The sequence below is a fragment of the Methylobacterium sp. WL1 genome, from assembly GCF_008000895.1.
In the GTDB taxonomy this organism is placed as follows: domain Bacteria; phylum Pseudomonadota; class Alphaproteobacteria; order Rhizobiales; family Beijerinckiaceae; genus Methylobacterium.
Map to the genome: position 1 here is coordinate 3806038 of NZ_CP042823.1, position 26300 is coordinate 3832337.

Genomic DNA, 26300 nt, shown 5'->3' on the forward strand with positions numbered 1-26300 from the left:
ACGCCGATCACACGCTCCGAATGGCCGCCATGGGCGCAAAGCCGAAGGCCTGGTTTTGCATGGGTTGGCGATCTGACACTGCGTAGCGTGTCGAAGCGGCCTGCCTGCTTCGAGGTAACTTAAGGGTTGTACGAACGTACCGGTCGCGCTCAGTTACGGCTGCCCGCCACCTATGGACTGGGCGGAAGCCACCTGCATGATCCGGCAATCGACGCGATCACCTGCCGGCAAATGCGGTGCGCCAGCGTCGTCATTGCTGCGTCCAACATGAGGCAGCACTCTGAGGCTAGCGAGTACGGAAACCGGAAGCCCCGGTCGGAACCAGTCGTGCCCAGCTGGCATCCGAGGGACCAAAAACCGACCGGGCGTCCTGAGCGCGCGGACGCTCTTAGGTAGGCACGGCCTGAATTATGTTGCGCAACGTGCCGATACCGACGATCTCGGTTTCCATCACGTCGCCGGGCTTTAGATATTCCGGCGGCTTGCGTGCGTTGCCGATGCCCGGCGGCGTGCCCGTGGCGATGATGTCACCCGGCACCAGAGTAAGACCACGTGAGAGTTCGGCGATAATGCGGGCGACCTTGAAGTACATCTGTTTGGTCGATGCATCCTGCTTAACTACGTCGTTAACGCGCGTGATCAGGTGGAGGTCGGTTGGGTCGAGATCGCCCGCCGGTACGATCCAGGGGCCGATCGGCCCATAGCCGTCCAGGCTCTTGCCCTTGAACCACTGCCCACCGTGAAGCTTGATCTGCATGTCGCGAGCGGTAGTGTCGTTGATGACGCTGTAGCCGAAGACGTGGCTCATCGCGTCGGCTTCCTCGATATTGCGCCCACGCGTGCCGATGATCACGGCGAGTTCTACCTCCCAGTCTATCGCGGTCGAGACCGCGGGGTCGAAAGGGATCGGGTCGTAGGGGCCGTTCACGGTATTGACGCCCTTGGTGAAGAACACCGGATGCGCCGGATAATCCATGTTTGTGCCGCGGACGGCTTGGCCTTCCGCGAAGTGCTCCAGATAGTTCCAGCCGACTGCATAGATGTTGCGGGTCGGTGTTGGAATTGGGGCGAGAAGGCGTACAGTCTCGACACTCGGGCCATCGCCAGAGGTTGCGGCACGGCGGACGGCATCAAGCGCGGCAGGACCGGCCTCAATGAGTGAGACCATTCGTGCCGGGTCGAAGCCCGACATCCCGGCCTGCGACAGGTCAACGATGCGCCCATCCGGTCTCACGGCGCCGACCCGCGGCGTGCTGCCCGCGTTCGGCATGAAGGTGGCGAGGCGCAGCGTGTTGCTGCCCCCCTGCGCGGGTAAGATGGGCCGCTCAGGGATTGGGGCGGATGTCTGTGCCTTTGCTGGTGACGCCAGTACGCCCGCCGCCGTCGCGGCGATCGAAAGGTGGAGCAGATCGCGTCGGGTGCTCATGAATCATCCTCCGGTAAAGGCGCACGGCATCAGTGCGCTGGAGCGCAGCGTTCATCTGTGCCGGTGGGCTGAGTTGGACATGTCCGCTCGGTGGATCAGTTCAGGTCATGCTGTCGAAGAAATCCGAGAACCTCCCGCGTAAAGTTCTCAGGTGCCTGAAGCTGAGGAACGTGAGCGCAGTCGGACAGCATCACGAATTTCGCGTCCGGCAGGCCGGCCGCGAGTTCACGCGCCATGGCGGGTGGGGTTGCCTCGTCGTGCTCTCCGACCAGAACCAGGACGGGGACGCGCACCTCGGACAAGCGTCCGCGCAGGTCGAGGCCGGCGAGCGCCGCGCACGCGGCCTGGAACACAGCCGGATCGGTGTGCAGGAAGGCGGCGCGACGCTCTGCCATCAGGTCCGGATGGGCGGCCTGGAAGGCGGGTGCGAACAGGCGTCGCATCGCCGTGTCGGCGATCGCCGCGAGCCCCATCTCGCCGGCAACCCGAGCCATGCCGCGGAAGGCCTCGCGACCAGGTTCCGAGAAGCAGGCGCCGCAATCGGCGAACACGAGGCGCTCGAATAACCCAGGGTGGCGCAGGGCGCAGAGCAGCAGCACGAAGCCGCCGTAGCCGTTGCCGAGTCCGGCCGCCGCCCGCCCGTCCGTTACCTCGCGCACGGCTTGCGCAACTCGGTCGGCGACGGCCTCGAGCCCGCCCGGCACCGGCGCGGATCCGCCGAAGCCGGGCAGGTCCGGGACGACGACCCGGAAGTCGCGGCCGAGCTCGGGCGCGACTCGATCGAAGCTTGCCTTGTCGGCGAGCAACGAGTGCAACAACACCAGGGGCGGACCCTCGCCGGATGCGGCCAGCGCCACCTGTCCATCCGCGACCATCGATTGCATCCAGACCTCCCCGACCCGCACGATCCACGGTTTCAATCCGCTGTCGCATTCCGATCAGTCGGCAGCAACCCGGTTGACGTGATATTTCACGAGTGGCAGCATGGATCGATCGAACGAGGCCCTTCGTGCTGCTCCGAGACAACATCTACGCGGCGATCCGCGCCGACATCCTGGCCTGCACACTTAGGCCAGGAGCGGAGGTGCGCGAGCAGGAACTGGCCCAGCGCTACGCCGTGAGCCGCCAGCCGGTCCGTGAAGCGCTGCTCCGCCTGGAGCGCGAGCGGTTAGTGACCGTTTACGCGCGCCAGGGATATCAGATCAACGCAATCTCCGTCTCCGACGCGCGTGATCTGCTCCGGATGCGCCTCGCGCTTGAGCCGGCCTGCGCGGTGGAGGCAGCGGCCGACGCGCCCCAGGCCGTCCTCGACGCCCTCGACGCCTTCCGCACGGTCGCCGAGGGGGCCGACTTCATCGCCGAGAACCGCGCCTTCCACATCGCCGTGGCCGAGGCCTCGGGCAACCGGCGCATGGCCGCCACCGTGCGCGACCTCGTCGAGCAGGCCGACCGGCTCGTGCGGGTGAGTCTGGACGGCATCCGGGGGCGCGATCCAGCGCTCCTCGTGGCCGAACACGTCAGCATCATCGAGGCCCTCCAGCGGCGTGACGGGCGCGGGGCGCGACGCCTCGTCCGCGAGCACGTCGCCCAGGCCGAGCGCCGCATCCTGACCGCGCTTGAGCGCAGCGCGGTGGTTCTCTGAACGCCGCCGGGTCCGGCCTCGGGCCCGAAAGAGCCGTGAAACACAGTACGGGAGAGACGCCATGAACATGCGCGAGCCGACACCGGCGATCGAGACCCGGGGCAACTTCATCGACGGGCGTGAGGTCGAGGCCGGGGACGGCACGCTGATCGACGTGCGCAACCCCGCCACCGGCGCGGTCATCGCCCGCATTCCGAATTCGGGTCCGGCCGACGTCGACCGGGCGATGCGCTCGGCCCGGGCCGCCTTTGAGGGCAAGGACTGGGGCGGCCTGGACATCCGGGCCCGGGCCCGCCTGATGAACCGGCTCGCCGACGCCTTCGAGGCCAACCTCGACGCGCTCTACCGGCTGGAGACCACCAACAACGGCCGGCCGGTCAACGAGACCCGAGCGCAGCTCTCGCGGCTGCCGGACTTCTTCCGCTACTTCGCGGGCGTGGCGCTGGCGCGGCGCGACGACGTGATCCCGGTGGAGGGCAACTACCTCAACTACACCCGCCGCACGCCGATCGGCGTGGTGGCCAACTGCACGCCGTTCAACCACCCGCTGATGATCCTGTGCAAGTCGCTGGCGGTGGTGCTCGCCACCGGCTGCACCACGGTGGTCAAGCCCTCCGAGTACACCCCGCTGACGACCCTGAAACTCGCGCAGATCTTCACCGAGGCCGGCCTGCCGCCGGGCGTGTTCAACATCGTGCTCGGACTGGGCGCCTCGACCGGTAAGGCGCTCGCCGAGCACCGCGACATCAACAAGCTGGTGCTCACAGGTGGGACCGAGGCGGGCCGGATCGCCGGGTCGGCGGCCGCGAAAGTTTTCGCCCACCAGACCATGGAGCTCGGCGGCAAGACCCCCGTGATGGTGTTCGACGATTTCGACGTCGAGAGGGCGGTGAACTACGCGGCCTTCGGTGCCTTCATCGGTGCCGGCCAGACCTGCGTATGCGGCAGCCGCCACCTCGTTCAGGCCTCGATCTACGACGAGTTCGTGGAGCGGCTCGCCGCCAAGACCGCCGCCATCCGCCTGGGCGATCCCTTCGACCCGGCGACCCAGCTTGGGCCGGTCATCTCCGAGCGCCAGCGCGACCGGGTGCTGGCTTACGCCGGCTACGGTCGCGACGAGGGCGCCCGCGCGGTGGCTGGTGGTCATGCGGTGCAGGTGCCGGGCTTCGAGGGCGGCTACTTCGTCGAGCCGACCGTGTTCGCCGACGTGCGCGCCGACATGCGGATCTTCCAGGAAGAGGTGTTCGGGCCGTTCACCAGCGTCACCCGCTTTGAAGACGAAGGCGAGGCGCTCCGGCTCGCCAACGACTCGCCCTTCGGCCTCGCGGCGGCGGTCCGCACCCGGGACGTCGCCCGGGCCCATCGGGTGGCGCACGCGGTAAAGGCTGGCATCGTCTGGATAAACGACCATCACCGCCTCGACCCAGCCTCCCCCTGGGGCGGCGTGGGCGACAGCGGAGTCGGCCGCGAATGCGGCATCGAGAGCTTCAACGACCATTTCGACGTGAAGAGCATCATGGTCGCCACCGGCGACGGGCCCTTCGACTGGTACCGCGACACGGCCGGCCAGCGCCGCCTGAACTGACGAACCGCCGGCGTGGGGGAGGACAAGTCCGCGCCAGACGGGCCCCTTCCGCGCCAACTCAGCATCCCGGAAGGAAACGCCCCATGCCCGAACCCATGAGCCCGGCGGTCAACGCCGGTGGACGCCTCGACCGCCTGCCGATCGGCCCGTTCCACCGCCGCATCATGTGGCTGATTGGGATCGGCATGTTCTTCGACGGCTTCGATATCTACATCGCCGCCACCGTGCTGGGCTCAATTCTGAAGAGCGGCTTTTCCACCTTGCCGCAGAACGCGTGGTTCGTCTCGGCGACCTTCGTGGGGATGATGGCGGGCTCGTTCCTCACGGGATTCTTCGGGGACCGCTACGGGCGGCGCTTCACCTACCAGGCTAACCTGCTGGTCTTCGGCCTCGCCGCCATCGGCGCGGCCTTCGCGCCGAACATGACGGTCCTGATCATCTTGCGCTTCATCATGGGCGTCGGGCTCGGGGCCGAGAATGTGGTCGGCTACTCGACCATGACCGAGTTCGTGCCTGCGCGCTCCCGCGGGCGCTTCCTCGGCCTGATGGCGGTGTTCGTGGTCACCGGCCTGCCAGCGGCTTCGCTCATCGGCTACCTTGTGATCCCGGCCTTTGGCTGGCGGGCGATGTTCGCGCTGGGCGGCATCGGTGCGCTCGCTGTCTGGTACGCCCGCAAGAACCTGCCGGAATCGCCGCGTTGGCTCGAGGCCGTGGGGCGGCACGCCGAGGCCGAGGCGCTGATGCGGTCGATCGAGGCTGAAGCGAGCCGCGGCGCGCCGCTGCCACCGGCCGCCGCGATGGCGCCGATACCGCCGCTCGGGCTCGCCGCCCTGTTCCGGCCGCCGCTGCTGTCGCGCCTGCTGCTGGGCTGCCTGTGCCTCGTGGTGATCAACACGCTGCTCTACGGCTTCGTGACGTGGCTGCCGACCTTCTTCATCCGGCAGGGCCTCTCGGTGGCGACCTCCTTCGGCTACGCCCTGCTGATGGGTCTTGGGGCGCCGGTAGGCAGTGCCATCGGCGCGCTGACCGCCGACCGCTGGGGCCGCAAGCCCACGATCATCGGCGCCTCGGCGGCCGCCATCGCGTTCGGGATCCTCTATCCGCTCACCCAGGATCCGGTCCTGCTGCCGCTTGTCGGTTTCGGGCTGACGGTGCCAATCTACGTTCTCGTGGCGCTTCTGTTCGGGATCTACATCCCCGAGCTGTTCCCCACCGAGGTGCGGCTGCGGGCGTCGGGCCTGTGCAACACGGTTGGGCGCGGGGCGACCATCGTGACGCCCTTTCTGGTCGTGAGCCTGTTCGAGACCTACGGCATCGCGGGCGTGACCGGCCTGATGATCGGGCTTCTGGCCCTGCAGATCGTGGCGGTCGCCGTCTTCGGCGTCGAGCCGCGCCGCCAGAGCCTGGAGAGCCTGGAACCCGCCCTCACGCCGGCCGAGGGCAGCGCAGTATCAGGGGCGCGAGGCGCAGTGCCGCGCCAGATCGCCTGAGCGCACGCCAAGACCCCGCGTCATCCTGGGGCCAAGCTGTGGAGCCCCACAATGGCGACGGGGTTCGCCCTGTCGGACGCATCAACACTTTCGAAGTCGAGACTCCCGATGCGCAAACCATACCGCAGCCCGCTGGCATGGGCCCTGGCCGTCGCCGTGCTGGTTGCCGGCCTGTCGCCGTCCGCGGCGCACGGTCCGAACGCGCCGCCGCACCGGCTGGAGCCGCTCGGCGACCTGTTGTTGGAGAGCGGCGAGACGATCCGCGACTTCGCGCTCTCGTACGTCACCCACGGCACGCTGAACGCCGACAGGTCCAACGTCATCCTGATGGTGACGGCGATCGGCGGCAATCACCACCGGATCGACTTCCTCATCGGCCCCGGCAAGGCCCTCGACACCGACCGGTATTTCATCATCGCCACCGACGCGATCGGCAACGGGCTGAGCACCAGCCCGAGCACCAGCGCAAGCCAGCACGGGACGGCGTTTCCGCACTTCACCATCCGCGACATGGTGCAGAGCCAGAAGCAGCTCCTCGATCGGCTCGGGATCAGCCACCTCGTGGCGGTGGCGGGCGCCTCGATGGGCGGCATGCAGGCGCTGCAATGGGGCGTCAGCCATCCCGGCTTCATGGACGCCTTGGTGGCGCTGACCCCGATGGCGCGCACCGCGCCCTGGTCGATCGCGGTCAACGAGGCCACCCGCAAGGCGCTGATGCTCGATCCCGCCTTCAAGGACGGCGCCTACGACCGGCAGCCCGAGCAGGGCTGGCGGCTGCGCGCCGACATCCTGCAGGTGCTGGCCGCCCGGACGCCGGAGGCCCTGCGCGGGATCGCCCCGCAGCCCCTCGACATCCTGCCCTGGATGCGCGGGCAGGAGGAGGCGGTGCTCAAGGCCGGCTTCGACGCCAACGACTGGATCGCCCAGACCTGGGCCTACGACCGCCACGACATCGGCCAGACCCCGGGGTTCGGCGGCGACCTCCGGAAGGCGCTCGCCGCCATCAAGGCCCGAACGCTGATCCTCACCGGCGGCAACCTCGACCTGTACAATCCGGTCGAGGAGGCGCGCGAGGCAGGGGCCTTTATCCCGCAATCGAGCGTGGTCGCAGTGCCCTCGGTGCAGGGTCACACGACGGCCACGGCGACCAAGGCCGCGGACGTGGATTACATGAACCGGACCGTCCGGGATTTCCTGGACGCGGGCGCGCCGCGCGGGCGTTGAGACAGCGAGAGGTCAGGCGATGATTGAACGGACGGCGATCGCGTTCGGGGCGGTTCTGGCGGCGGCGCTCGCCGCCGGCCCCGCCGCGGCGCAGCAGCGGGCCGCCCCGCTGCAGGTGCCGGCCAAGTCCGTGCCGGTGCCCGCCGACGTCAGCCCGCAGATGGGCAAGATCATCGGCCTGCCGCTGCGGACCAACTGGGACATCCACCCGAAGGACGGCGCGGCCTGGAAGCCCGTCGCCGAGGCCGGCGCGGAGGCGCTCGGGAAGCTCGTGCCCGGCATGATCGAGCGCCTGCACGTGAAAGTCGAACGCACGACGATCGACGGGGTGCGGGCCTTCATCGTGACCCCCGAGGTCGTCCCGCCGGAGAACCGCGACCGGGTGCTCGTCCACGTCCACGGCGGCTGCTACGTGCTCAACCCCGGCGAGGCCGGCCTGCCGGAAGCGCTGTTCATGGCCGGGTTCGGCCACTTCAAGGTGATCTCGGTCGACTACCGCATGCCGCCGGAGGCCGTCTATCCGGCCGCCCACGACGACGCCATGACGGTCTGGAAGGCGGTGACGCGGACGACGGATCCGCGGAAGACCGCGATCTTCGGCACCTCGGCCGGCGGCGCGCTGACTCTCGCCATGGTGCTGCGGGCGAAGCAGGAGGGGCTGCCCGTGCCCGCCGCCATCGCGCCGGGCACGCCGATGTCGGACACCACCAAGGTCGGCGACAGCTTCGTGACGAACGCCATGCTCGACAACGTGCTCGTCTCGCCGGACGGCTTCTGCGACGACGGTGCCAAGGTCTACGCGGACGGCCACGACCTCAAGGATCCGATGCTGTCGCCCGTCTACGGTGACTTTAAGGGGTTCCCGCCCACCATCCTGACCACTGGCACGCGAGACCTGCTGCTGTCGAATACGGTCCGCGTGCATCGCAAGCTGCGTGAGGCCGGTGTCGAGGCCTTCCTTCAAGTTGGGGAGGGCCAATCCCATGCTCACTACATCCGGGACGACACTGCGCCGGAAACCCGAGCGGTGTTTGAGGAAATCGCGCGCTTCTTCGACAAGCATCTGGCGCAATAGGGTCGCCAGAGTTGCGGATGGCAGCGTCCGCTTACCGGACCGTGTAACAGCCAGCTCTATGGCCGTTGTGGGCGCAAAGCGGAACGTCCGCTATTGGTATTCTCGGGCCTACAGTGAACGGACGGTGCTTCGACGCGCCGCTGCACGCGTCGAACGCCTGTCGCGCCCGCTAATTTCCGTTCACCCTATTCTTAGCAAGCCTATCACCGGCGTACCGACGACCCTCCCCGCTGGCCTTCCCTCCCCACCCCCGGGCGGTACGCCTACCGCCGCCATAAGCTCCCCGCTGCCCTGCCATCCACTCAGCCGCTTTCGAGGCTCCCAGTCTAAAGGCAGGCTTTCATAATCAATACTGTTCGTTTGTTCGAGCCTGCGGCTGGGATGCCTTAAGTCGTCCTTGAAATCTTAATGAACCCGAGCCACTTTTTACGCACGACTGCGTGCAGGCGCGGTACGGTCCGTTGGTTTAAGCCGGGCACGCCAGATGGAGCGCTCGACCAAATCTCCGATCACGCTCGCCAGAACTTCGGCGACAGCCTCGCTGCCGCGGGCGTTGAGAGTCCGCTGAGAGACGACCACGGAGAGCCGCCAGGATGGGGTCGGATCTACGATCGGGATAGCAACCATCTCTCCGCGCTCGATCTCCGCAGCCAATGCGAAGTGCGGCATGACAGTCGCAAACGCGTGAGCTCGCACCAGCTCTGCGATCGCTGGCAAGCTCTCGCAATCCGTAGCAACCGGTGTGACGTCGTGGCGGGCCCCAAGCTGCTCAATCACGACCCGAAGGACGTTCGGCCGCCCTGGAAGTACGACAGGTAAGTTCTGCTTGAAGACCTGTTCGAATTTGATTTCATGCTGCGCCGCCAGCGGGTGGGCTGCCGGGACGACGAACATCAGAGCCTCGACCATCATTTCGGTCCAAGCCACGTGCTCGAAGGCCTTGTGGTCGTAGAGCAGCGCCACATCCAGGCGGCCGGATTGAATCCACTCGTCGAGCGTACCGCTCATGGCTTCGACGATGTGCAGTGTGATGTTGGGCAATGCCATCGCCATCGCGCGATGCAACGGCAGGGATAGGCCCCGGCAGGCCGACGTCGGCAGTCCGACCGAAATGCGCCCGCTCGGACTCGTCGATTGGGAGCGAACGCTTTCTTTGGCTCGCTCGACCTCCTGGAGGATACGTCGGGCATGCTCGTAGAATTTAAGACCCAGCTCTGTCGGTGTAACGCCCCGGGCATGCCGGAACAGCAACTCGATACCGAGCTCCTCCTCTAGATTTCGCATCTGCTGGCTGAGAGAGGGCTGTGCGATTCGCAAAACCTCGGCGGCCCGAGAGACATTTCCACTCTCGGCGATCTGGGCGAAATAGCGAAGCTGACGAAGATCCATGCTGATCCTATCGAATCTTCGGTAGCATCTGCGCAGCGCGACGACGATGTCAAACTGCTCTAGCGCTGTGCAATCTGCGCAAGCTATGTGCACGAGGGCATATTTTTCGATGTGTTCACAGTGGCTTGGTGACCGTATCCTCCGGTATAAATCGCCTATGATTAATGCTCATAGGAAATTCCGATACCTTGTATCGGAATTTGGTCTTTGATGATGCCTGTATTCGCCGCGTAGCCTGACGTTAATTCGTCGAGCATCAAGGCCGAACCCGGGCTGCTATCTGGAAATCGGAGACCATAGCATGGATGCGCACAAGTATTTGCGCGGCCTCTCTCTGGCTGCCCCATTAATACTCATGATCCCGGATGCGGCCCTGGCGCAGCAGGAGCCGTGTATCGGCAACTCTGCAGCGATAACTGGTCCTGCGGCCTTCGGTGGACAGGCCATCAAGATGGGTGCCGAGATCGCCATCGACGAGATCAACGCTAAGGGCGGCGTTCTGGGCAAGCCGTTGCGCTTCGTACAGTACGACGATGCGGGCGCTCCGCCCCGCGGCGTCGACAACACTCGCCGCATCGCACTCGCTGACAAATGCGTGGTGGTTCTAGGCGGCTACCACTCTACCGTCTCGGTGGCGCAGGTCGAGCCAGTCCATGCCATCGGCATCCCGTTCGTCGGAGTGCTGGCCGCCAACACCCAGGCGATCGAGAACGGTCGCAGCCCGAACTACATGTTCCGCGTCTCAGCCAAGGACAAATGGGTCGCCCGCTTCCTGGTGGAACAGGCAGCGAAAGTTTCGAAGAGTGGCAAGATCGCGTTCTTCTACGAGAATACAGGTTGGGGCAACGGTGCGGTGCCGGATGTCAAGGCGGCGATCGCCAAGGCCGGCAAGGAGCTCGTCGCTACCGAGACCTTCAATTGGAACGATCAGGACATGACCCCGCAGGCGATCCGCGCACGGGACGCGGGCGCGGATGTGGCCCTCTTCTGGGCTCTCGACCGCGAGGGCAATCAGCTGGTCCGCTCGATGGACAAGGTCGGCTACAAACCCACCATCATCGGCGCCTGGGGCATCGCCGGCAATCTCGGCGAGCTTGCTGGCCCACTCGCTAACGGCATCGAGGTTGTCCAGACCTACAGCTTCATGGGTGACCTCGACCCGAAGGGTCAGGCGCTCTGGCAGAAGGTTCAAGCCAAGTACGGCCTGAAGGATCCCTCGCAGATCAAGATGGGCTCCGGCATCGCCAATACCTACGACGCAGTCCACATCGTGGCTCAGGCGATCGAAAAAGCTGGCGCTTATGATTGGAAAAAGGTCCGCGAAGCTCTCTACCAAGTCAAGTACGACGGCTTAGTCGCCAAGTACGACCCCGCCTTCGACGCCTCCGACCCAGAGCGGCAGGACGCGATCTTGCCGAGCTACTACAAGCTGACCGTCTGGTCCGATGGCAAGCTGCTGCCGATCGGACAGACCCCCTACGGTAAGACGAACTGAGGCACGCGCCTTTCACCCCTTCCCTAGCGGGAGGGCTGGGGCGGTTCGTCCGGATCCCCCTCGCCGGGCCGGACCGCCCCGACTCCGGTGAACGCTCTGCACGCTTCGCATTGAGAGGCCCGCGCAGTCATGACGACCGCCCTGCAGTATACCCTCTCGGGCCTGGCGATCGGGGGCATCTACGCCTTGGTCGCGCTCGGCTTCCACATCATGTGGTCCGCTGCCAAGGCCGTGAACTTTGCCCACGGCGATACTCTGATGATCGGCGCCGTGATCGCCGTGATGGGCCTTGACGCCGGCATTCCGCTGCCGCTCGCCTGCCTACTGGCAGTTCTGGCGGGGGGAGTATTCGGCGTCGTGCTGGAGCGCCTTGCGGTGCGGCCATTCATCGGCGCTAACGCCTCGATCGGCTGGATGCTCACCACCATCGCGGTTGGCATCATGGCGGAGTCTCTCGCCACCATGCAGTTCGGCGGCTTCTCACGCCCGCTGCCCTCGCCTGGCGTCGCCCGAGCAATCTCGGTCTTCGGAGCGGGCGTCTATCCTCAGGAACTGGTGATCCCGGCCGTCGCAGTGCTGGCGATGATCGGCCTGCACCTGATGCAGCGGCACACGCTCGTAGGGCGTGCGATGCAGGCGCTCGCCCACAACCGCCAAGCCGCGGCCCTTATGGGCATCGACGTCGACCGGATCGTGATGTTCTCTTTCGGTCTTGCCGCCCTGCTTGGCGCTGGAGCGGGCGTACTCGTTGCCCCCGTGATCCAGGCTTCGGCCAGCATGGGCGTGCTCCTGGGTCTCAAGGGTTTCGCGGTCGCGATCATCGGCGGGATCACAAGCGGGCCAGGCGTCGTCGTGGCCGGCCTCGCTTTTGGCATCATGGAGAAGTTCGTCGAAGGCTACGTCTCGACGGCGGCCCGCGAGATCGTCGGCTTCAGCGTGATGATCTTGGTGCTGCTCGCCTGCCCTCAGGGCCTATTCGGTCGCCGGGAGATCTTCAAGGTATGAAGGCGCTCCACCTCCTCGGCTTCGCGCTATTCGCCGCGATCCTCGTCGCCGTGCCGTTCACCTCCGGCAACGAGTACGAGCTACGCCTGTTCATGCTGTTCCTGATCTACGGCTTGATCGCGGTCGGTCTGAACGTCCTGGTCGGCCTCACCGGCCTCGTTTCGCTCGGGCAGGCGGGACTGTTCGCACTTGGATCCTATGCCGGTGCGATCCTGGCGATCCGTCTCGGCCTGGACCTCGTGCTCGCGAGCCTTGGCGCTGCTGTCGTGGCGGGGGTCTTTGGCGCGGCGCTCGCTTATCCGAGCGTGCGCGTCCGCGGCGTCTATCTCGCCGTGGTGACGATCGCCTTCGGACTCATCGTCGAGAACGTCGCGATCGAGTGGCAGGGGCTGACCGGCGGCACCACCGGGCTCAGCGGCATCCCAGGCCCGAACCTACTCGGTTACCCCCTATCGGGTTACGCCTTCTACGCCGTGCTCGCAGTCACCCTCTTCCTAGGGACGCTCGCGACGCACAACCTGAAGCACTCTGGCTACGGCCGGGCGATGCTGGCTGTCTCTCAGAGTGAGACCGCGGCGCGCAGCCTCGGGATCGGCGCGACTGGCATCCGGACGCTTGCCTTCGCGGTCGCAGCTGTGACGGCGGGCGTGGCCGGCAGTTTCTATGCCTTCCTCAACGCCTACATCTCGCCCGACATTTTCACGTTCTCGGATTCCGTTCGCTTCCTGCTGATGGTAATCCTGGGCGGAGCAGCCTCGACCTTCGGGCCGGTGCTCGGGGCCTTCATCCTCACCTACCTGCCAGAGGTTCTGCAGCGCTTTGCGGAGTGGCAGAAGTTCGCCTACGGCGCGCTGCTCCTCGCCGTGATGTTCGGGCTGCCAGGCGGCATCCTCGGCACGCTCGGCAATGTCTACGCCCGGCTGCGCCCGGGTCCGCGCGGTGTCGACCCGGCTGACGGTACGTCCGCCACCGCGATCCTGGCTGGGCGTGCACCCGCCGCGCTGGAGACGAACGGTCTCACCGTCCGCTTCGGTGGCCTGACGGCTCTCGACGCGGCAACTGTCCGGGTCGCTCCCGGTGAGATCCACGCCTTGATCGGTCCGAACGGTGCCGGCAAGTCAACTTTCATCAACACGATCTCGGGTTTCTACCGGCCGAGCGACGGTGGTGTGCGTCTCGACGGCACCGAACTCGCCGGTCGGAAGGTCCACGACATCGCCCGGCGTGGCCTGGCCCGTACCTTCCAGAACACCGAACTGTTCGGACAGATGACGGTGCTGGAGAACGTTATGGTCGGCGGCTTCCATCATCTTGGCTACGGTTTGCCGAGCGCGATCCTGCGCACGCCCCGCTTCCACCGCGAAGAGGCTGCTTGCCACGCCGCAGCCATCGGCCTGCTCGACTTCGTCGGCCTCGCGGACGCGGCTAACGAGCAGGCGCGCTATCTGCCCTTTGGCCATCAACGCCGTCTGGAGATCGCCCGGGCGCTCGCCACACGACCCCGCCTGCTTCTCCTCGACGAGCCCGCCGCCGGCTTGACCACCGGGGAAATCGACGAGCTGGAGGTCATGATCCGCAAGATCGCCGGACTTGGCGTGTCGGTGCTGCTGATCGAGCACCACGTCGACCTGATCATGGCGGTCGCCGATACCGTGACGGTACTCGACTATGGTCAGATCATCGCGAGCGATCGGCCGGACATCGTGCAGGCCGATCCGCGGGTGATCGAGGCCTATTTCGGCGGCCCTTCCACCATCCTCAGCGAGGAGGCTGCTTGATGACCGACGCTCCCCTTCTCTCGGTCGATGACCTGGAGGTGCGATACGGCGCGGTCACCGCGCTGCGCGGCGCCAGCTTGAGCGTACGCCGCGGCCAGCTCGTCGCTGTGATCGGCAACAATGGGGCCGGCAAGACTTCCCTGATGCGCGGCCTCACCGGGCTTGTGCGGCCGAGCGCCGGGCGTGTCCTGTTCAAGGGTGAGGAGATCACGCGGCTTCCCGCCCACGCCAAGGTGGCCCGTGGTCTCGTGATGGTGCCGGAGGGGCGGCTGATCTTCCCCGACCAAACGGTCGAGGACAACCTCATCCTGGGCGCCTATGCTCACGGCGGTCTGAAGACGATGCGGTCGAAGGAGACCCTGGAACGGTCGCTCGCCCTGTTTCCGCGGCTGCGTGAGCGTCTTCGTCAGCCCGCAGGCAGCATGTCGGGCGGGGAGCAGCAAATGCTGGCCATCGCCCGCGGCTTGATGGCCGAGCCCGACCTCCTCGTCATCGACGAACTCTCGCTCGGCCTCGCCCCCCGGATCGTCGAGCAACTGATCGGCGTCCTGCGCGACCTCAACCGGCAGGGCCTCACCATTCTTCTCGTCGAGCAGCTTGCATCCTACGCGCTCGCCATCGCCGACCACGCCTTCGTGGTGGCACAGGGGCGCGTGGTGCGGGACGGCCCGAGCGTGCTTCTCGCCCGCGATCCGGAGGTCATGGAAACCTTCCTCGGCAAGAAGAAGGCCGCCTGAGAACGACACCTCGAAGACCTGATCCGACGCGGCACCAGGCGGCGCTGCGAACGGTCTCTCATGCCCGATAAGGAACCGTCATGCCCCAGCGCGTCGTCGACCTGAGCCTCCTGATCGAGGACAACATGCCGGCCCACAAGCTCTTTCAGAGGCCGGTGCTCACCACCCATCTCAGCCACGAGAGCTCCGCTGCCCTTGGACTCGGCGTCCCCGGCGACGCAATGACGTTCCAGACGAACTTCATCGCGATGCTCGACCATGTCGGCACGCACGTCGATGCGTTCCTCCACGTGAACCCGAACGGCCAACCGGTCGACGAGATGCCGCTTGAGATGTTCATGGGAAAGGCGGTGTGCTTCGACCTGCGCCACATCCCCGACCTCGGCGACATCACGGTCGCCGATATGGAGGCGGCTGAGGCCAAGAGCGGCGTGAAGATCGACGGTCACATCGTCCTGCTCTGCACCGGCTTCCACGCTCGCAACTACCCGGGGCCCGACTCGGTCTGGAAGAACCCGCTGCTCACCGCGGAGGCAACCAAGTGGCTGCACGCGCGTGGCTCGAAGATGCAAGGCGTCGAGGGTCCCTCCACCGACAAGCCGAGTGACAACATTTTCGCCCAGCACCGTCTGTGCCGAGACCTCGGCATGAGCCATTGGGAGTGGCTGGTGAACCTGGAGGAACTCCTGGGCAAGGGCGAGGTCCAGTTCTTCGGCGTGCCCCTGAAGTTCAAGGGCGGGTCCGGCTCGCCGGTACGCGCCTTCGCCATCGTCAACGACTGACTCGATCGCGGCGCCTCTTGGGCGCCGCCCAAGACGGGAGGGTGGATCGATGACGGCCGAATTCGACTTCATGACCGCGCTCGAGTTGCGCCGGCTCGTCGCGACGCGCGCGGTCTCGCCGGTCGAGCTGACTGCGCGAGCCCTCTCGCTGGCAGAGTCCAGCCAAGCGACGCTAAATGCCTTCTGCCACCTGATGCCGGACGAGGCCCGCGCCGCCGCCCGGCGGTCCGAGGAGGCGGTGATGCGCGGCGGAGTCCTCGGGCTCCTCCATGGTCTACCGGTCTCGGTGAAGGATCTGATCGCGGTAGCAGGCGCGCCCTATGCTTCGGGCTCGCGCGCCATGGCGGGCAATATTGCGGCCGCTGATGCCCCCTCCGTCGAGCGGCTGCGGGCTGCCGGTGCGATCATCATCGGCAAGACCACGACAAGTGAATTTGGGGCCAAGCCGGTGGGCGACTCGCCGCTCACCGGAATCACCCGACATCCCTGGAATCTCGAAAAGACGCCTGGCGGATCGAGCGCCGGCGCGGCCGCCTCGGTGGCGGCCGGGATCACGCCGTTTGCCGTGGGGACGGACGGCGGCGGATCCTTGCGCATCCCGGCCTCGCTCACCGGGCTCGTAGGACTCAAGGCCCAGTTCGGGCGCGTGCCGGTCTGGCCAACATCGGCGACGCCGACGCTGGCCCATGTAGGCTCCCTCGCACGCAACGTGGTCGATGCAGCCCTGCTGACGACAGCGATATCCGGCCACGACCCGCGCGATCCCTTCGCGGTGGCTGGCCCGGTGCCCGATCTTCTCGGCGCTGCGCAAGCTTCAGTGGCCGGCCTGCGCGTCGCCTGGAGCGCGACCCTCGGCTACGCCCGTCCCGATCCGGAGGTCGCCGCGATCGCCCGCACGGCCGCCCTGGCGCTCGCCGACCAGGGCGCGGTGGTCGAGGAGATCGACACCGTCTTCGAGACCGACCCGGCAGATCTCTGGACCGCGGAATTCTACGCCGGCATCGGGACCAGGCTGCGCGGCATCCTCGAGACCCGCCGCGACCTGCTCGATCCGGCGGTCGCCGACGTGCTCGACGCCGCACTCGCCCAGGAGATGCGTGGGTACTACGAGACAGTTTTCGCGCGCTACGCGCTGCGCGACCGCATGGTCCGCTTCTTTGCGGACCATGACGTCCTGCTCTCGCCGACCCTGCCGATCTCGTCCCTGGAGGCCGGCCGGAACATCCCCGAGGGGCTCGGTGACCGCAGCCTCGTCTCCTGGGCGTTCTACACTTATCCCTTCAACCTCACTGGTCAGCCTGCGGCCTCCGTCTGCGCGGGCCTTGCCGCGGACGGTATGCCGGTCGGTCTCCAGATCGTCGGCAGCACTCTGGGCGAGGCCGACGTGGTGCGGACGGCTGCGGCGATCGAGCGAACGCAGCCGCCGGGCTACAACATCAGACCAAACCAAGGCTGGTGAGAGGCAGTGCTGGTGGAAGCGGCCCAGGCCAGCGGCTCGACGGAGGGGCCCAATGAGCCCCTCGCCGCGCAACCCGTAGAACCGCATGCGCTAGACGCGCCCGGTGGTGCTGAGGATCTCTTGAACTCAGGCTGCTGAGATCAGGGCTGAGGCGCGCGACTGCAAACAACTCCGTTCTCAAGAAGATACCCATTCGAGCATCCGATTATTCGATCACCATCGGGCTGATGATGACACAAGTACAAGCGGGCCAGTTGCTTGAGAGCCTCGACCGGTCGGATTTCACGGCGAAGCACTGGCGCATGTACGTGACCGCCGCGCTCGGCCATTTGTTCGACGGCTTCGACATCAACATGATGGGCTTCGCGCTGCCCGGCATCGTCGCGGCCTTCACGCTGAGCCCGGCCGAGGCCGGCGTCCTGGCTTCCAGCGTCTTCATCGGCATGCTGATCGGCTCGACCTGTGTCGGCTTCCTCGCCGATCGGTTCGGGCGCAAATGGACGATGGTCGGCTCGATCGCTGCCTACTGCGTCCTCAGCTGCGCCGTCGCGTTCGCCTGGAGCCATGACTCGCTTCTGGTGCTGCGGATCCTTCAGGGCATCGGACTGGGCGCGGAGGTGCCGCTCGTGTTCACGTACCTCTCCGAATTCATCCCGGCCCGCCGACGCGGGCTCATGCTTGCCTCGACCGTTGCGTTTTGGCAGGGCTCAAGCTTCGTCGCGGCGATGGTCGCCCTCCTCGTCATCCCGGCGTTCACGTGGCGGGGGATGTTCATCGCGGGAGCCGTTCCCGGCCTCGTACTGATCGTGCTCTGGGCGCTTCTGCCCGAGTCCGTTCGCTTCCTCATCGCTCGCGGTCGCCTCGACGAAGCCGACCGCATCGTTGACGGCCTCAGCACCGTCGACCCACGGACGCTGCCGCCGACCGTCCATCGACCGCCGGCCGAGCCGGCGCGCCTGAGCACGATCCTGCGCGGCGGCTACTTCCGACCGACCGCGAGCATCTGGTTGATGCAACTCACCGGCGGGGCGGTGTTCTTCGCTGTGGCGATCTGGCTACCGTCGATCTTCGCGCGAATGGGCTTTCCGGTCGTGAAGAGCTTCGCCTTCACCGGCCTGATTGCGGGGACGGGCGCGCTGGGCAACATCGCGGGCGGCCTGCTGCTGGATCGCTGGGGGCGTCGCACGACCGTCCCGGTGTTCCTGTGCGTCGGTGGTCTCCTCATGTTTGCTTGGGGGCAGGCCACCGAGTCCTGGTCGATCCTTGGGCTCGGCGCGCTGACGGCGTTCTTCGCCTCGGGCGGTGCGGGCGGACCACTCTTCGCCTACACGAGCGAGGTCTACCCGACGCGGTACCGCGCCGTCGGGACGGGCTGGGCCGCGGCCTGGCAGCGGATCGGGGGGATCGTCGCGGCGCCGGCGCTCGGATGGATGCTGGGTAACGGCGCACCCAATTACGCCTTCTTCACCGCCCTGGGCATGCTGCTGCTGATCGGAGGCGTCGGGGGCTACCTCCTCGGCTACGAGACCCGCGGTAAATCGCTGGAAGCGGTCACGGCGGAACTCTCCGGTATGACAGGTCAGGTCTGAGACGATGCCGCACTTCGAACGCGACGGACGCCGGCTGCACTACGAACTGCTGGGCCGGGGCGACCCGGTGATGCTGATCCACGGGTTCACAAACGCCGGCTGGTCTTGGATGAACCAGGTCGCCGCTTTGGTGTTCGCCGGCTACAGCGTGATCGTGCCCGATCTCCGCGGGCACGGCCTGTCGGATCCGGCAACCGACGTCACGACCGTGGACGATCTGACTCGAGACGTCATCGGGTTGCTCGACCATCTCGCGCTCGAGCGCGTCTCGGTCTGTGGGTTGTCGCTCGGGGGCATGATCGCGCTGACGCTCGCGCTCGAGCAGCCGCAGCGGATTGACCGGCTCGTCGTCGCGAACTCGCGGGCTGCGTTCAACGACACGGCGACGGCGGATCTTGTCGCCGGCTGGGTAGAAATGTTTTGTCAGCCGGGCGGGCCACTCAAGCGTTTTCAGGCGACGTGGCCTGTGATGCTCAATGCGGCGTACCGGCAGAGCTCGGCCGGACGAGCGACCTTCGCGACGTGGTGCCGCTTAGCCGAGCGACACAACGGATCCTCGCTCGCGAACGTTGCCCTCGGCATGCGCGCGTTCGACGTCGCCGGTCGCCTCCGGACCATTACGCATCCCACCCTGGTGATCGCGGGCGAGGAGGATAAGCTGTTTCCGCCCGCCGTCGCGCGCGAGGTCAGCAACGCCGTGGCCGGTGCGCGCTTCACGGTCATTCCTGGGGCGGCGCATATCTCGTCTCTCGACAGCGCGGAGGCGTTCAATGCCTGCCTGCTCGACTTCCTCGCCGATTGATCGAGACCGCTGAACCCCTTGATGATGCCTTGCTGGTACGGGTGCTCCGCTCAGTGCGGTGGGACGTTCCAACCCGCTTGCTTCAGCCGGGCGCTGCCGGTCGGTCCCGTCACGAAGGCGATGAAGGCCCGTGCCGAACGCTGGACCTGAGTCCGCGTCGTGACGGCGGCGGCGTAGGGCGTACTCGCGTTGAGGGCGTCGGGCAGGAAGCCCGCGAACGCCACTCCGGGTGCGTCAATGAGTTCGCTGGCTTGTGTCAGGCCGATCGTCGCCCTGCCCGATGCGACGGCTGCGGCGACCTCGGCTCCGGTGGCGCAGAGAACGGCCTTCGCGTGCACCGCATCGATGACCCCGAGTCGCGTCAACATCACGTCGAAGAAGGCGCCCGACGTGCCACCACCCCTCGGATCGATGTAGGCCACGGTGGGTGCCGCGAGGAGCGTCTCACGAAAACCCGCCTCGCCCGTCAGGTCGGGGAGAGCGGTCCCAGACTTGACGGCGGCGCCGAGCCGCGTGCGTGCGACTTCGACCTTGGTCTCCGCGCGAACGTCCCCGCGCGCGGCGAGCGTGTCGACGCCGGCCGAGGCGGTCATGACCACGTCGGCGTCTTCGTGCGCGGCAAGCTTGGCGAGGACGCCGCCCGCATTGGTGATCGTCAGGACGAGTTGGTCGCCGGTCTGCCGTTCGAACAACGCGATGAGGTCGCGCAGGCTCGACGCGTAGACGCCCGTTGCGAGCACGCGGATGTCGGCGGCCGCCGCGGGCGTGCTCAGCACGGTCGTACAGCAAGCGATCGACAGAAGCTGAGCTCGGCGCATGGCATCTCTCCTTGGGCGCGACGCCTCCGTCTCGCGGACCAGCGGGGCGCGCTTGATCTTGCAGCACGGAGCGCCGTGCTTCACAAACCGTGTGTCGCGTCCGCCGTTGTCTGTCCCTTATTGGGTGAGCCCTCCCCCGTCCGAGCGCGGCCCCGGTGATGCGGGACCCGGTGGTACCCGGACGCGTCTCCTCGCGGCATCGCCGCCCAATCGCCCGGGGGGCAGCACTCCCGGACAGTGATGCCGGGCTGTCGGCTAGATGGCGAAGAGCGGGCGGTAATCGAAGCTAGGGCGTGCTGCTGACATCGTCTCGCGGAACTCCCGCCGGCACCGCGGTGCAGGGCGTCGTTTATGTTCTACGCCTGCTCGCCTGGCAGGACGGGGATCAACGGGGGGCGCGTGCGGCCCAGTCCCAACGCGAGCGCGGCGCCCGTGGCCGTGACCAGCGCGAGCGGCAGCAAGCCCAGCGCGTAGCTGCCGCTCGCGTCCTTGATCACGCCCATCAGATACGTTCCGATGAAGGCGCCGAGGTTGCCGATAGCGTTGACCTGCGCGATCCCGGCCGCGGACGCGCCCGGCGGCAGCCATTCCGTGACCAGCGCCCAAAACGGGCCTTTGACTGCGTAGGTCCCAAGGATTGCCAGGAACAGGATCCCGACTGTCGGCCAGAGCCCCTGCGCAGCCAGCGCTGCCGCGAGGCAGAGTGCGGTGAGCGTTTGAGGCCCGGCGACGTGCCAAGCTCGTTCCCCCGTACGGTCCGAGCGTCGGGCCCAGAGCACCATCAGCCCGGCCGCGATCCCGAACGGCACCGAGTTGAGCATGCCGATCTCCATCGTCGTGAGGCCGTAGGACTTGAAGATCTGTGGCTGCCAGATCGACAGGCACGCGCTCGCGCCGACACTTCCGGCGAAGATTAAGCCCGCCGCCATCACGCGCCGATCGGAGATCACCCGCCAGACGGAAGGCCGTGCTGTTGGCTGCTCCGCGCGCTCCGCGGCCAGGCGTCCAATCAGCCAACCGCGCTGCGCCTTGTCGAGCCAGGGCGCTCGGTCCGGCCCCTCCGGCAGAAATCGCAGGACGAGCAGGCCGAGAACCACGGCCGGCGCCGCCTCGACGATTGACATCAGCTGCCAGCCGCGCAGACCCAGCCAGCCGTCGAGCCCGAGCAGGGCCGCCGAGATCGGCGAGCCGACGAAGTTCGACAGGGGCACGGCCACCGCGAAGAGTGCGATCACGCGGGCGCGGTAGGCCTTCGGGAACCAGCGCGTCAGGTAGAAGATCACGCCGGGATAGAAGCCGGCCTCCGCCGCGCCGAGCAGGAAGCGCACCGTGCAGAACGAGAGTGGGCCGATGACGAGCGCGGTGGCCGCGGAGATGAGTCCCCAGGTGATCATGATGCGGGCCAGCCAGAGGCGGGCGCCGAACCGCTCGAGCATCAGGTTGGAGGGCACCTCGAACAGGAAATAGGCGACGAAGAAGAGACCGGCGCCCAGGCCGAAGACCGAGGACGACAGGCCGCCATCGGCGTTCATCTGCAGGGCGGCGAAGCCGACGTTGACGCGGTCGATGAAGGCGACGAGGAAGCCCAGCATCAGGAGCGGCATGAGCCGCATCGTCACGCGCCGCATCGTTACCCGCTCGATCTCGGACAGGATCTCACCGCTCGCCGATGTCACGGACCGCTCCGGGATCTGAGAGACAACCGCGCGCGGCCTCGGGCCCAAGCGCGTGAGCGTGGCAGCACAGGGCGTGCCAGCCCGGATGGGTCCTTTAGGTCCCGACCCTGAGCGGGGCGGCGAGCTTGCGCAGGTAGGCGATGACCGACAGAGCGGTGATGCGACCCGTGCGGGGGTTCTCATCAGTCGGCACGTTCTCGATCGTCATCGAGAATCGCGCCGCGTCGGCCTCGACCTCGATGCGGTGAGTGTTGCGGTCGAGGATGGGGTCGGCCCAGATCTCGAGCTCGGTCCGATCCGGTCCGATGCCGGCGAGCGAGAGCGCCACCGCGACGTTGAGGTTTGCCGGAAACCCGCGGGCCGCCTCGCGTGGGCTGCCGGCAAAAACCCGCATCGGCTCGGTGATCCCAGCGATCTCGATGCCGTTTTCAACGAGGTAGGGCGCGCCGACGAGCCCGCGCACGGGCTTGCGGGTAATCATGCGCACCGTGTGGATCGTGCCCTCCGCGGCGGCCGTCACGGCGTCGAGGCCGAGCAGCGCGCCAGTCGGGACGACGATCTGCCCCCCGTGGGCGCGGGCGAGCTCCACGAGGTCCTCGTTGTCGAGGAGCGCCCCGCAGCTCAGCACGACGGCCGTCTTGCCCGCCGTCACGAACGGCCGCACGATCGCGGGGAGGTGCTGGGATGGTGCGCATTCCAGAACGATATCGGCCCGCGGCTCCAGGGCGTCGAACGCGGTGACGACCTCGGGCGGCTCGGCCAGCGCCGCGAGTTCGGCGCGAGCCTTAGCGGCGTCGCGGACCGCGACGGCGGTCAGGCTCAGTCCCGGTATAGCGCCCCCGTCGAGCGCCCGCGCTACGGCGCGCCCGACCGTGCCGAGACCGGCGATCGCGACGCGGCCGCCTCGGACCGGCGACCTGGATGCTTCTTGCAGCGCCATTCTGGATTCCCATTCAACATGGCCGGGGAGGCTGGCCACAATCCGTCTGCATCGGCCATGCCGAGGAGCTGAATCGATTGGCCTCTATCGACTCCCGTCGCGGACCAGCGGGCAAACGCGCGGTCGCACAGAAGCCGTTCTGTCGGGCCATCTGTGCCGTCAAATTGGCTATTCGTTTATGGCATCAGATCGGCCGATTTAAGTTTGCTTGCGAGTCGTGGGTAGACCTTCAATGTGTTTCCGGCGTAGATCTTCGCCCGGTCGGTGTCGGACACTTCAGCCGCATCGACATAGCGCTTGGTGTCATCGTAGGCGTGGCCGGTTTCAGGATCAGTGCCGTTCACCGCGCCCACCATCTCCGAGGCGAACAGCACATTCTCATGCGGCACGACTTTCAGCAGCAGGTCGATGCCCGGTTGATGATAGACGCAGGTGTCGAAGTAAACGTTGCGCATCAACTCGGACAGAGGCGGCCTCTTCAGGTCCTGCGCGAGACCTCTGTAGCGGCCCCAATGGTAGGGCACAGCGCCGCCGCCGTGGGGGATGATCAGGCGAAGCGTCGGAAAATCCTTGAAGAGGTCCGAGGTGACGAACTGCATGAACGCACTGGTGTCACCGTTGATGTAGTGCGCGCCCGTCGCGTGGAAATTGGGATTGGCCGAGGCGCTGACATGCACCATGCCCGGCACGTCCAGTTCCACCATCTTCTCCCAGAGGGGGTACCAGAATCGATCGGACAGAGGTGGGTCCGTCCAGTAGCCACCCGAGGGGTCTGGATTGACGTTGCAGCCGACGAAGCCGAGATCATTTACACAGCGCTCCAGCTCGGCCGTGCAGTTTTTTGGCGAGACGCCGGGTGTCTGTGGCAGCTGGCAGACGCCGACGAAATTCTTCGGCATCAGGCTCGCGACACGGTGGATCATGTCATTCGATACGATCGACCAGTCGAGGCTGGTGCGCGCGGTGCCAATATGGTGGCCCATGCCCCCCGCCCGCGGTGAGAACAGGGCGAGTGAGATGCCCCGCTCGCTCTGAAGCTTCAGCTGGCGCCCGCTCACGCTATCGCGGATCTCGTCGTCGCTCACTCGTAGACTGGACGGGCTCGGCGATTGAGCGGGGTCGTTGATGGCATCGATCTGACGCTTGCGCCAAGACAACATGGCCGGCGGCTCGGTGGTGTAGTGTCCGTGGCAGTCGATCACGACACCTGTATAGCGGGGCCCCTGCGGCGCTGGCTCGGCGCGCGCGGTGTCCATCGTGATGGCCGCGGCGACAGCTCCAAAGCCCGCGAGGCCGCGGATGAAGCCGCGGCGCGGCAGGCAGCAAGGGCAGGCGGCGGCCCCGGTCGGGTCGGTCGCGGCGATCATCGCGATCCCCCCGCAGAAGCGCGTTGGACCATGTGGGGTTCACCCGGATCTGACAGAGCCGCGAGGGCAGGACGAACGACAATCCCTAAACGTCGTAGCATGCCGGCGCCTCTAGATTTTATGCTTCAATCTCGACCGCACAACTGACGCCGCAAAGTCAAATTCGTCCAGTCGCACGGCTGACACCGCGTCCAGGTTCAGCGACGCATTTGGCCGAATGTCGCTCCCGATGGACCGGCAATCGAAGGAGTTCTGCAACTGAGCTGCCGATGATGTCACGACAACGCGTTCGAACACGATTGACCGGTGACCGTCGCTTCCCGGCACATAGCCGGCGCCCCTGAACGACCGGCTGGACGCAGCGCCAGAACTCGGCTTGCTGGGGATGTCGGCGCTGTGTTGCCACCGCGCTCGAGGCTTATTTTTGCCGCTAAATCCTAAATCAGCAAACGGCTCTCAGTTCGAAGACATGATCTGCGATCGCGCGTCGTTAAATTAATACGCGAGGACGCAACAAAAATCGATGCGTAGGTTTAATATCGATATGAGGCATATGGAATCTATTTAAACAATACCGATACAAATGTGTCGGCGGCGCCTCATTCTTGATTGCGGGATTGACTTTTACAAAAAATCTAAAATGTTTCGATTGGTCCTGCTGTGCACAGCAGATAGCTCCTCTCCCACCACTTTTGCTCCTCTCACACCCCTTCTCATCAGAGTGAGGCGTCTCTCAGTGGGGACGCTCGATATCCGGGGGCCGCCTCGCCGCTTACCCTGCGGGTAGGACAACGCGAGTTTGCAAGCCGAACGGCATCGGTGAAAGGCGATCACCGAGTTTACGTAGGCGGACTGCAAGGTGTCGGGGACGAGGCGTAGGTCGGCTGAGCCTTTGAACAGCCATGGGCTTAGCGATTGGCGACTTCTCACTGCACGCCAACCGAGCGTTACAGCCGTTTTGCGCGGTCCGAACCCACTTGATGAGTCGGGCCGCATGGGAAAACGATAGTATATGTTATTTAGCTGGATCTAAATATCGCGGCTTAAACGGTAAAAAATTAAATTTCTTTTGATTGACGGCGAGCCGGAGATCAGAATTGTGCTAACAATGGCCAGTTCCGTCATGTGCTTGCCCATCTTAGTCTGCATGCACCAAGAAACGCGCGATCGCATCGTGAATCAGCGCGACGATCTGTGCCTCCCGTCGCTCGAATTCCTCGAGCAGTCCTGAGACCGCAACGGCGAGGGGACGGCCCTTGCGGTCGATGCGGTTGGGTAGTGGCACCGCGATCGACCCGGCGCCGGACGTGACGAGGCCATGCGAGAAGAAATGGCCGTCCTGCCGCAAACGGGCCACGTTGGCCAAGACGGCGGCGACTTGAACCGGGGGTTGCTCGGGCGTGGCCTCCGCGTTCGTGCGCCGTACGAGTGGGCCGATCTCGGCATCCGGGATCCCGGCAAGAAGCGCGGTGCCGGTCGCCGACCACACCACAAGTCGGCGCGTGCCGGGTGGGACGTGAAAGCGCATCGCGGTTTGCGCCTGCAACACGTGGACGTACTGCGAGTAGATGGTGTTGCGTGCCGCTAGGATCACCGTGCCGCCCGTGCACTCGGACAGATGCTCGAGCATGCGCACGAGACTACCGTCGCGCACCGGCCCCTTGTCGAGCCACGCGCCCAGCAGCGCGACCCGCGGCGACGGCAGGAAGCTGCGGCTGTCGGCGTCGTAATCGAGATAGCCGAGTTGGGCCAGGCTCTTCAAAAGCATCGAGGTTGAGGATTGCGGAAAGCCTAGGCGTTCGGCAATCTCCGAGACCCGAGCTTCGCGCTGAAGCTCGTCGAAAAGCTCCAGGATCTGAAGCACGCGGCCCGCGGACTTCACGAAAGCCAAGGAGGGACCGACTGCATCGGCCCTGACCAAGAGGTCCGTGCTCGAACCCGCTCCGGTCTTTACCCGAGGCGTGAAGCGGTCGGGGGCAATCATACCCGGCTCCAGGCCGGTAGTGCGAAGAGGCTGTGAA

21 protein-coding genes are annotated in these 26300 nt (G+C 66.2%); 13 read left to right on the forward strand and 8 right to left on the reverse strand.

Going from position 1 to position 26300, the window contains the following annotated elements; all coding sequences use genetic code 11:
• Positions 1-388: 388 nt before the first annotated feature.
• Both FVA80_RS18455 and FVA80_RS18460 read right to left on the reverse strand, forming a co-directional pair.
• Complete coding sequence (locus FVA80_RS18455) at positions 389-1426, reverse strand: fumarylacetoacetate hydrolase family protein (protein ID WP_147907140.1); 1038 nt, start codon at positions 1424-1426, stop codon at positions 389-391.
• A gap of 95 nt (positions 1427-1521) precedes the next feature.
• Positions 1522-2310 (reverse strand): alpha/beta fold hydrolase, encoded by a 789-nt coding sequence (locus FVA80_RS18460; RefSeq protein ID WP_147907139.1) that lies wholly within the window; start codon positions 2308-2310, stop codon positions 1522-1524.
• 125 nt (positions 2311-2435) lie between these two features.
• Between FVA80_RS18460 and FVA80_RS18465 the strand changes: the two genes are divergently transcribed.
• From FVA80_RS18465 to FVA80_RS18485, 5 genes are all read left to right on the forward strand, one after another.
• Positions 2436-3068, forward strand: a complete 633-nt coding sequence (locus FVA80_RS18465; protein ID WP_147907138.1) for a GntR family transcriptional regulator — start codon at positions 2436-2438, stop codon at positions 3066-3068.
• 67 nt (positions 3069-3135) lie between these two features.
• A complete protein-coding gene (locus tag FVA80_RS18470; RefSeq protein ID WP_147907208.1) occupies positions 3136-4653 on the forward strand; it encodes an aldehyde dehydrogenase in 1518 nt (505 codons plus the stop codon).
• A gap of 83 nt (positions 4654-4736) precedes the next feature.
• On the forward strand, positions 4737-6143 hold the full coding sequence (locus FVA80_RS18475) for an MFS transporter (protein ID WP_147907137.1): 1407 nt from the start codon (positions 4737-4739) through the stop codon (positions 6141-6143).
• A gap of 108 nt (positions 6144-6251) precedes the next feature.
• Positions 6252-7367 carry an alpha/beta fold hydrolase gene (locus FVA80_RS18480; RefSeq protein WP_147907136.1) on the forward strand — a complete coding sequence of 372 codons (1116 nt, stop codon included), beginning with the start codon at positions 6252-6254 and terminating at the stop codon, positions 7365-7367.
• A 19-nt stretch (positions 7368-7386) separates the two neighbouring features.
• A complete protein-coding gene (locus tag FVA80_RS18485) occupies positions 7387-8442 on the forward strand; it encodes an alpha/beta hydrolase (RefSeq protein WP_147907135.1) in 1056 nt (351 codons plus the stop codon).
• Between the two features lie 426 nt (positions 8443-8868).
• On the opposite strand, the gene FVA80_RS18490 is transcribed toward FVA80_RS18485, so the two are convergent.
• Positions 8869-9831 (reverse strand): LysR substrate-binding domain-containing protein, encoded by a 963-nt coding sequence (locus FVA80_RS18490; protein WP_147908853.1) that lies wholly within the window; start codon positions 9829-9831, stop codon positions 8869-8871.
• Between the two features lie 301 nt (positions 9832-10132).
• Here FVA80_RS18490 and FVA80_RS18495 point away from each other — a divergent pair, with 301 nt between their 5' ends.
• The 8 genes from FVA80_RS18495 (at position 10133) to FVA80_RS18530 (ending at position 19478) form a co-directional block, all read left to right on the forward strand.
• Entirely contained in the window at positions 10133-11326 is a 1194-nt protein-coding gene (locus FVA80_RS18495; RefSeq protein WP_147908852.1) for an ABC transporter substrate-binding protein, read from the forward strand.
• Between the two features lie 129 nt (positions 11327-11455).
• Complete coding sequence (locus tag FVA80_RS18500; RefSeq protein ID WP_147908851.1) at positions 11456-12331, forward strand: branched-chain amino acid ABC transporter permease; 876 nt, start codon at positions 11456-11458, stop codon at positions 12329-12331.
• Positions 12328-14109 (forward strand): branched-chain amino acid ABC transporter ATP-binding protein/permease, encoded by a 1782-nt coding sequence (locus tag FVA80_RS18505; RefSeq protein WP_147908850.1) that lies wholly within the window; start codon positions 12328-12330, stop codon positions 14107-14109. Before FVA80_RS18500 ends, FVA80_RS18505 begins: the two co-directional genes overlap by 4 nt.
• The gene (locus tag FVA80_RS18510) at positions 14109-14846 is read left to right on the forward strand and encodes an ABC transporter ATP-binding protein (protein ID WP_147897450.1); all 738 of its coding nucleotides are present in this window, start codon (positions 14109-14111) and stop codon (positions 14844-14846) included. Before FVA80_RS18505 ends, FVA80_RS18510 begins: the two co-directional genes overlap by 1 nt.
• Positions 14847-14926: 80 nt before the next feature.
• Complete coding sequence (locus FVA80_RS18515; RefSeq protein ID WP_147897451.1) at positions 14927-15628, forward strand: cyclase family protein; 702 nt, start codon at positions 14927-14929, stop codon at positions 15626-15628.
• A 49-nt stretch (positions 15629-15677) separates the two neighbouring features.
• Positions 15678-17087, forward strand: coding sequence for an amidase family protein (locus FVA80_RS18520; protein ID WP_147908849.1), 1410 nt, complete (start codon positions 15678-15680; stop codon positions 17085-17087).
• Between the two features lie 227 nt (positions 17088-17314).
• A complete protein-coding gene (locus FVA80_RS18525) occupies positions 17315-18676 on the forward strand; it encodes an MFS transporter (protein ID WP_147908848.1) in 1362 nt (453 codons plus the stop codon).
• Positions 18677-18680: 4 nt separating this feature from the next.
• Positions 18681-19478: an alpha/beta fold hydrolase gene (locus FVA80_RS18530; protein ID WP_147908847.1), complete on the forward strand. Its 798-nt coding sequence runs from the start codon at positions 18681-18683 to the stop codon at positions 19476-19478.
• A 50-nt stretch (positions 19479-19528) separates the two neighbouring features.
• On the opposite strand, the gene FVA80_RS18535 is transcribed toward FVA80_RS18530, so the two are convergent.
• The 5 genes from FVA80_RS18535 to FVA80_RS18555 all read right to left on the reverse strand — a co-directional run bounded on the left by FVA80_RS18535 (position 19529) and on the right by FVA80_RS18555 (position 26263).
• Entirely contained in the window at positions 19529-20296 is a 768-nt protein-coding gene (locus tag FVA80_RS18535; RefSeq protein ID WP_147957853.1) for a substrate-binding domain-containing protein, read from the reverse strand.
• Positions 20297-20652: 356 nt separating this feature from the next.
• The gene (locus FVA80_RS18540; RefSeq protein WP_147908845.1) at positions 20653-21972 is read right to left on the reverse strand and encodes an MFS transporter; all 1320 of its coding nucleotides are present in this window, start codon (positions 21970-21972) and stop codon (positions 20653-20655) included.
• Positions 21973-22066: 94 nt separating this feature from the next.
• Positions 22067-22912 carry an aspartate dehydrogenase gene (locus tag FVA80_RS18545; protein ID WP_147908844.1) on the reverse strand — a complete coding sequence of 282 codons (846 nt, stop codon included), beginning with the start codon at positions 22910-22912 and terminating at the stop codon, positions 22067-22069.
• A 176-nt stretch (positions 22913-23088) separates the two neighbouring features.
• On the reverse strand, positions 23089-24168 hold the full coding sequence (locus FVA80_RS18550) for an amidohydrolase family protein (protein WP_246692432.1): 1080 nt from the start codon (positions 24166-24168) through the stop codon (positions 23089-23091).
• A gap of 1249 nt (positions 24169-25417) precedes the next feature.
• Positions 25418-26263 carry a helix-turn-helix domain-containing protein gene (locus FVA80_RS18555; RefSeq protein ID WP_187193409.1) on the reverse strand — a complete coding sequence of 282 codons (846 nt, stop codon included), beginning with the start codon at positions 26261-26263 and terminating at the stop codon, positions 25418-25420.
• Between the last annotated feature and the right edge of the window lie 37 nt (positions 26264-26300).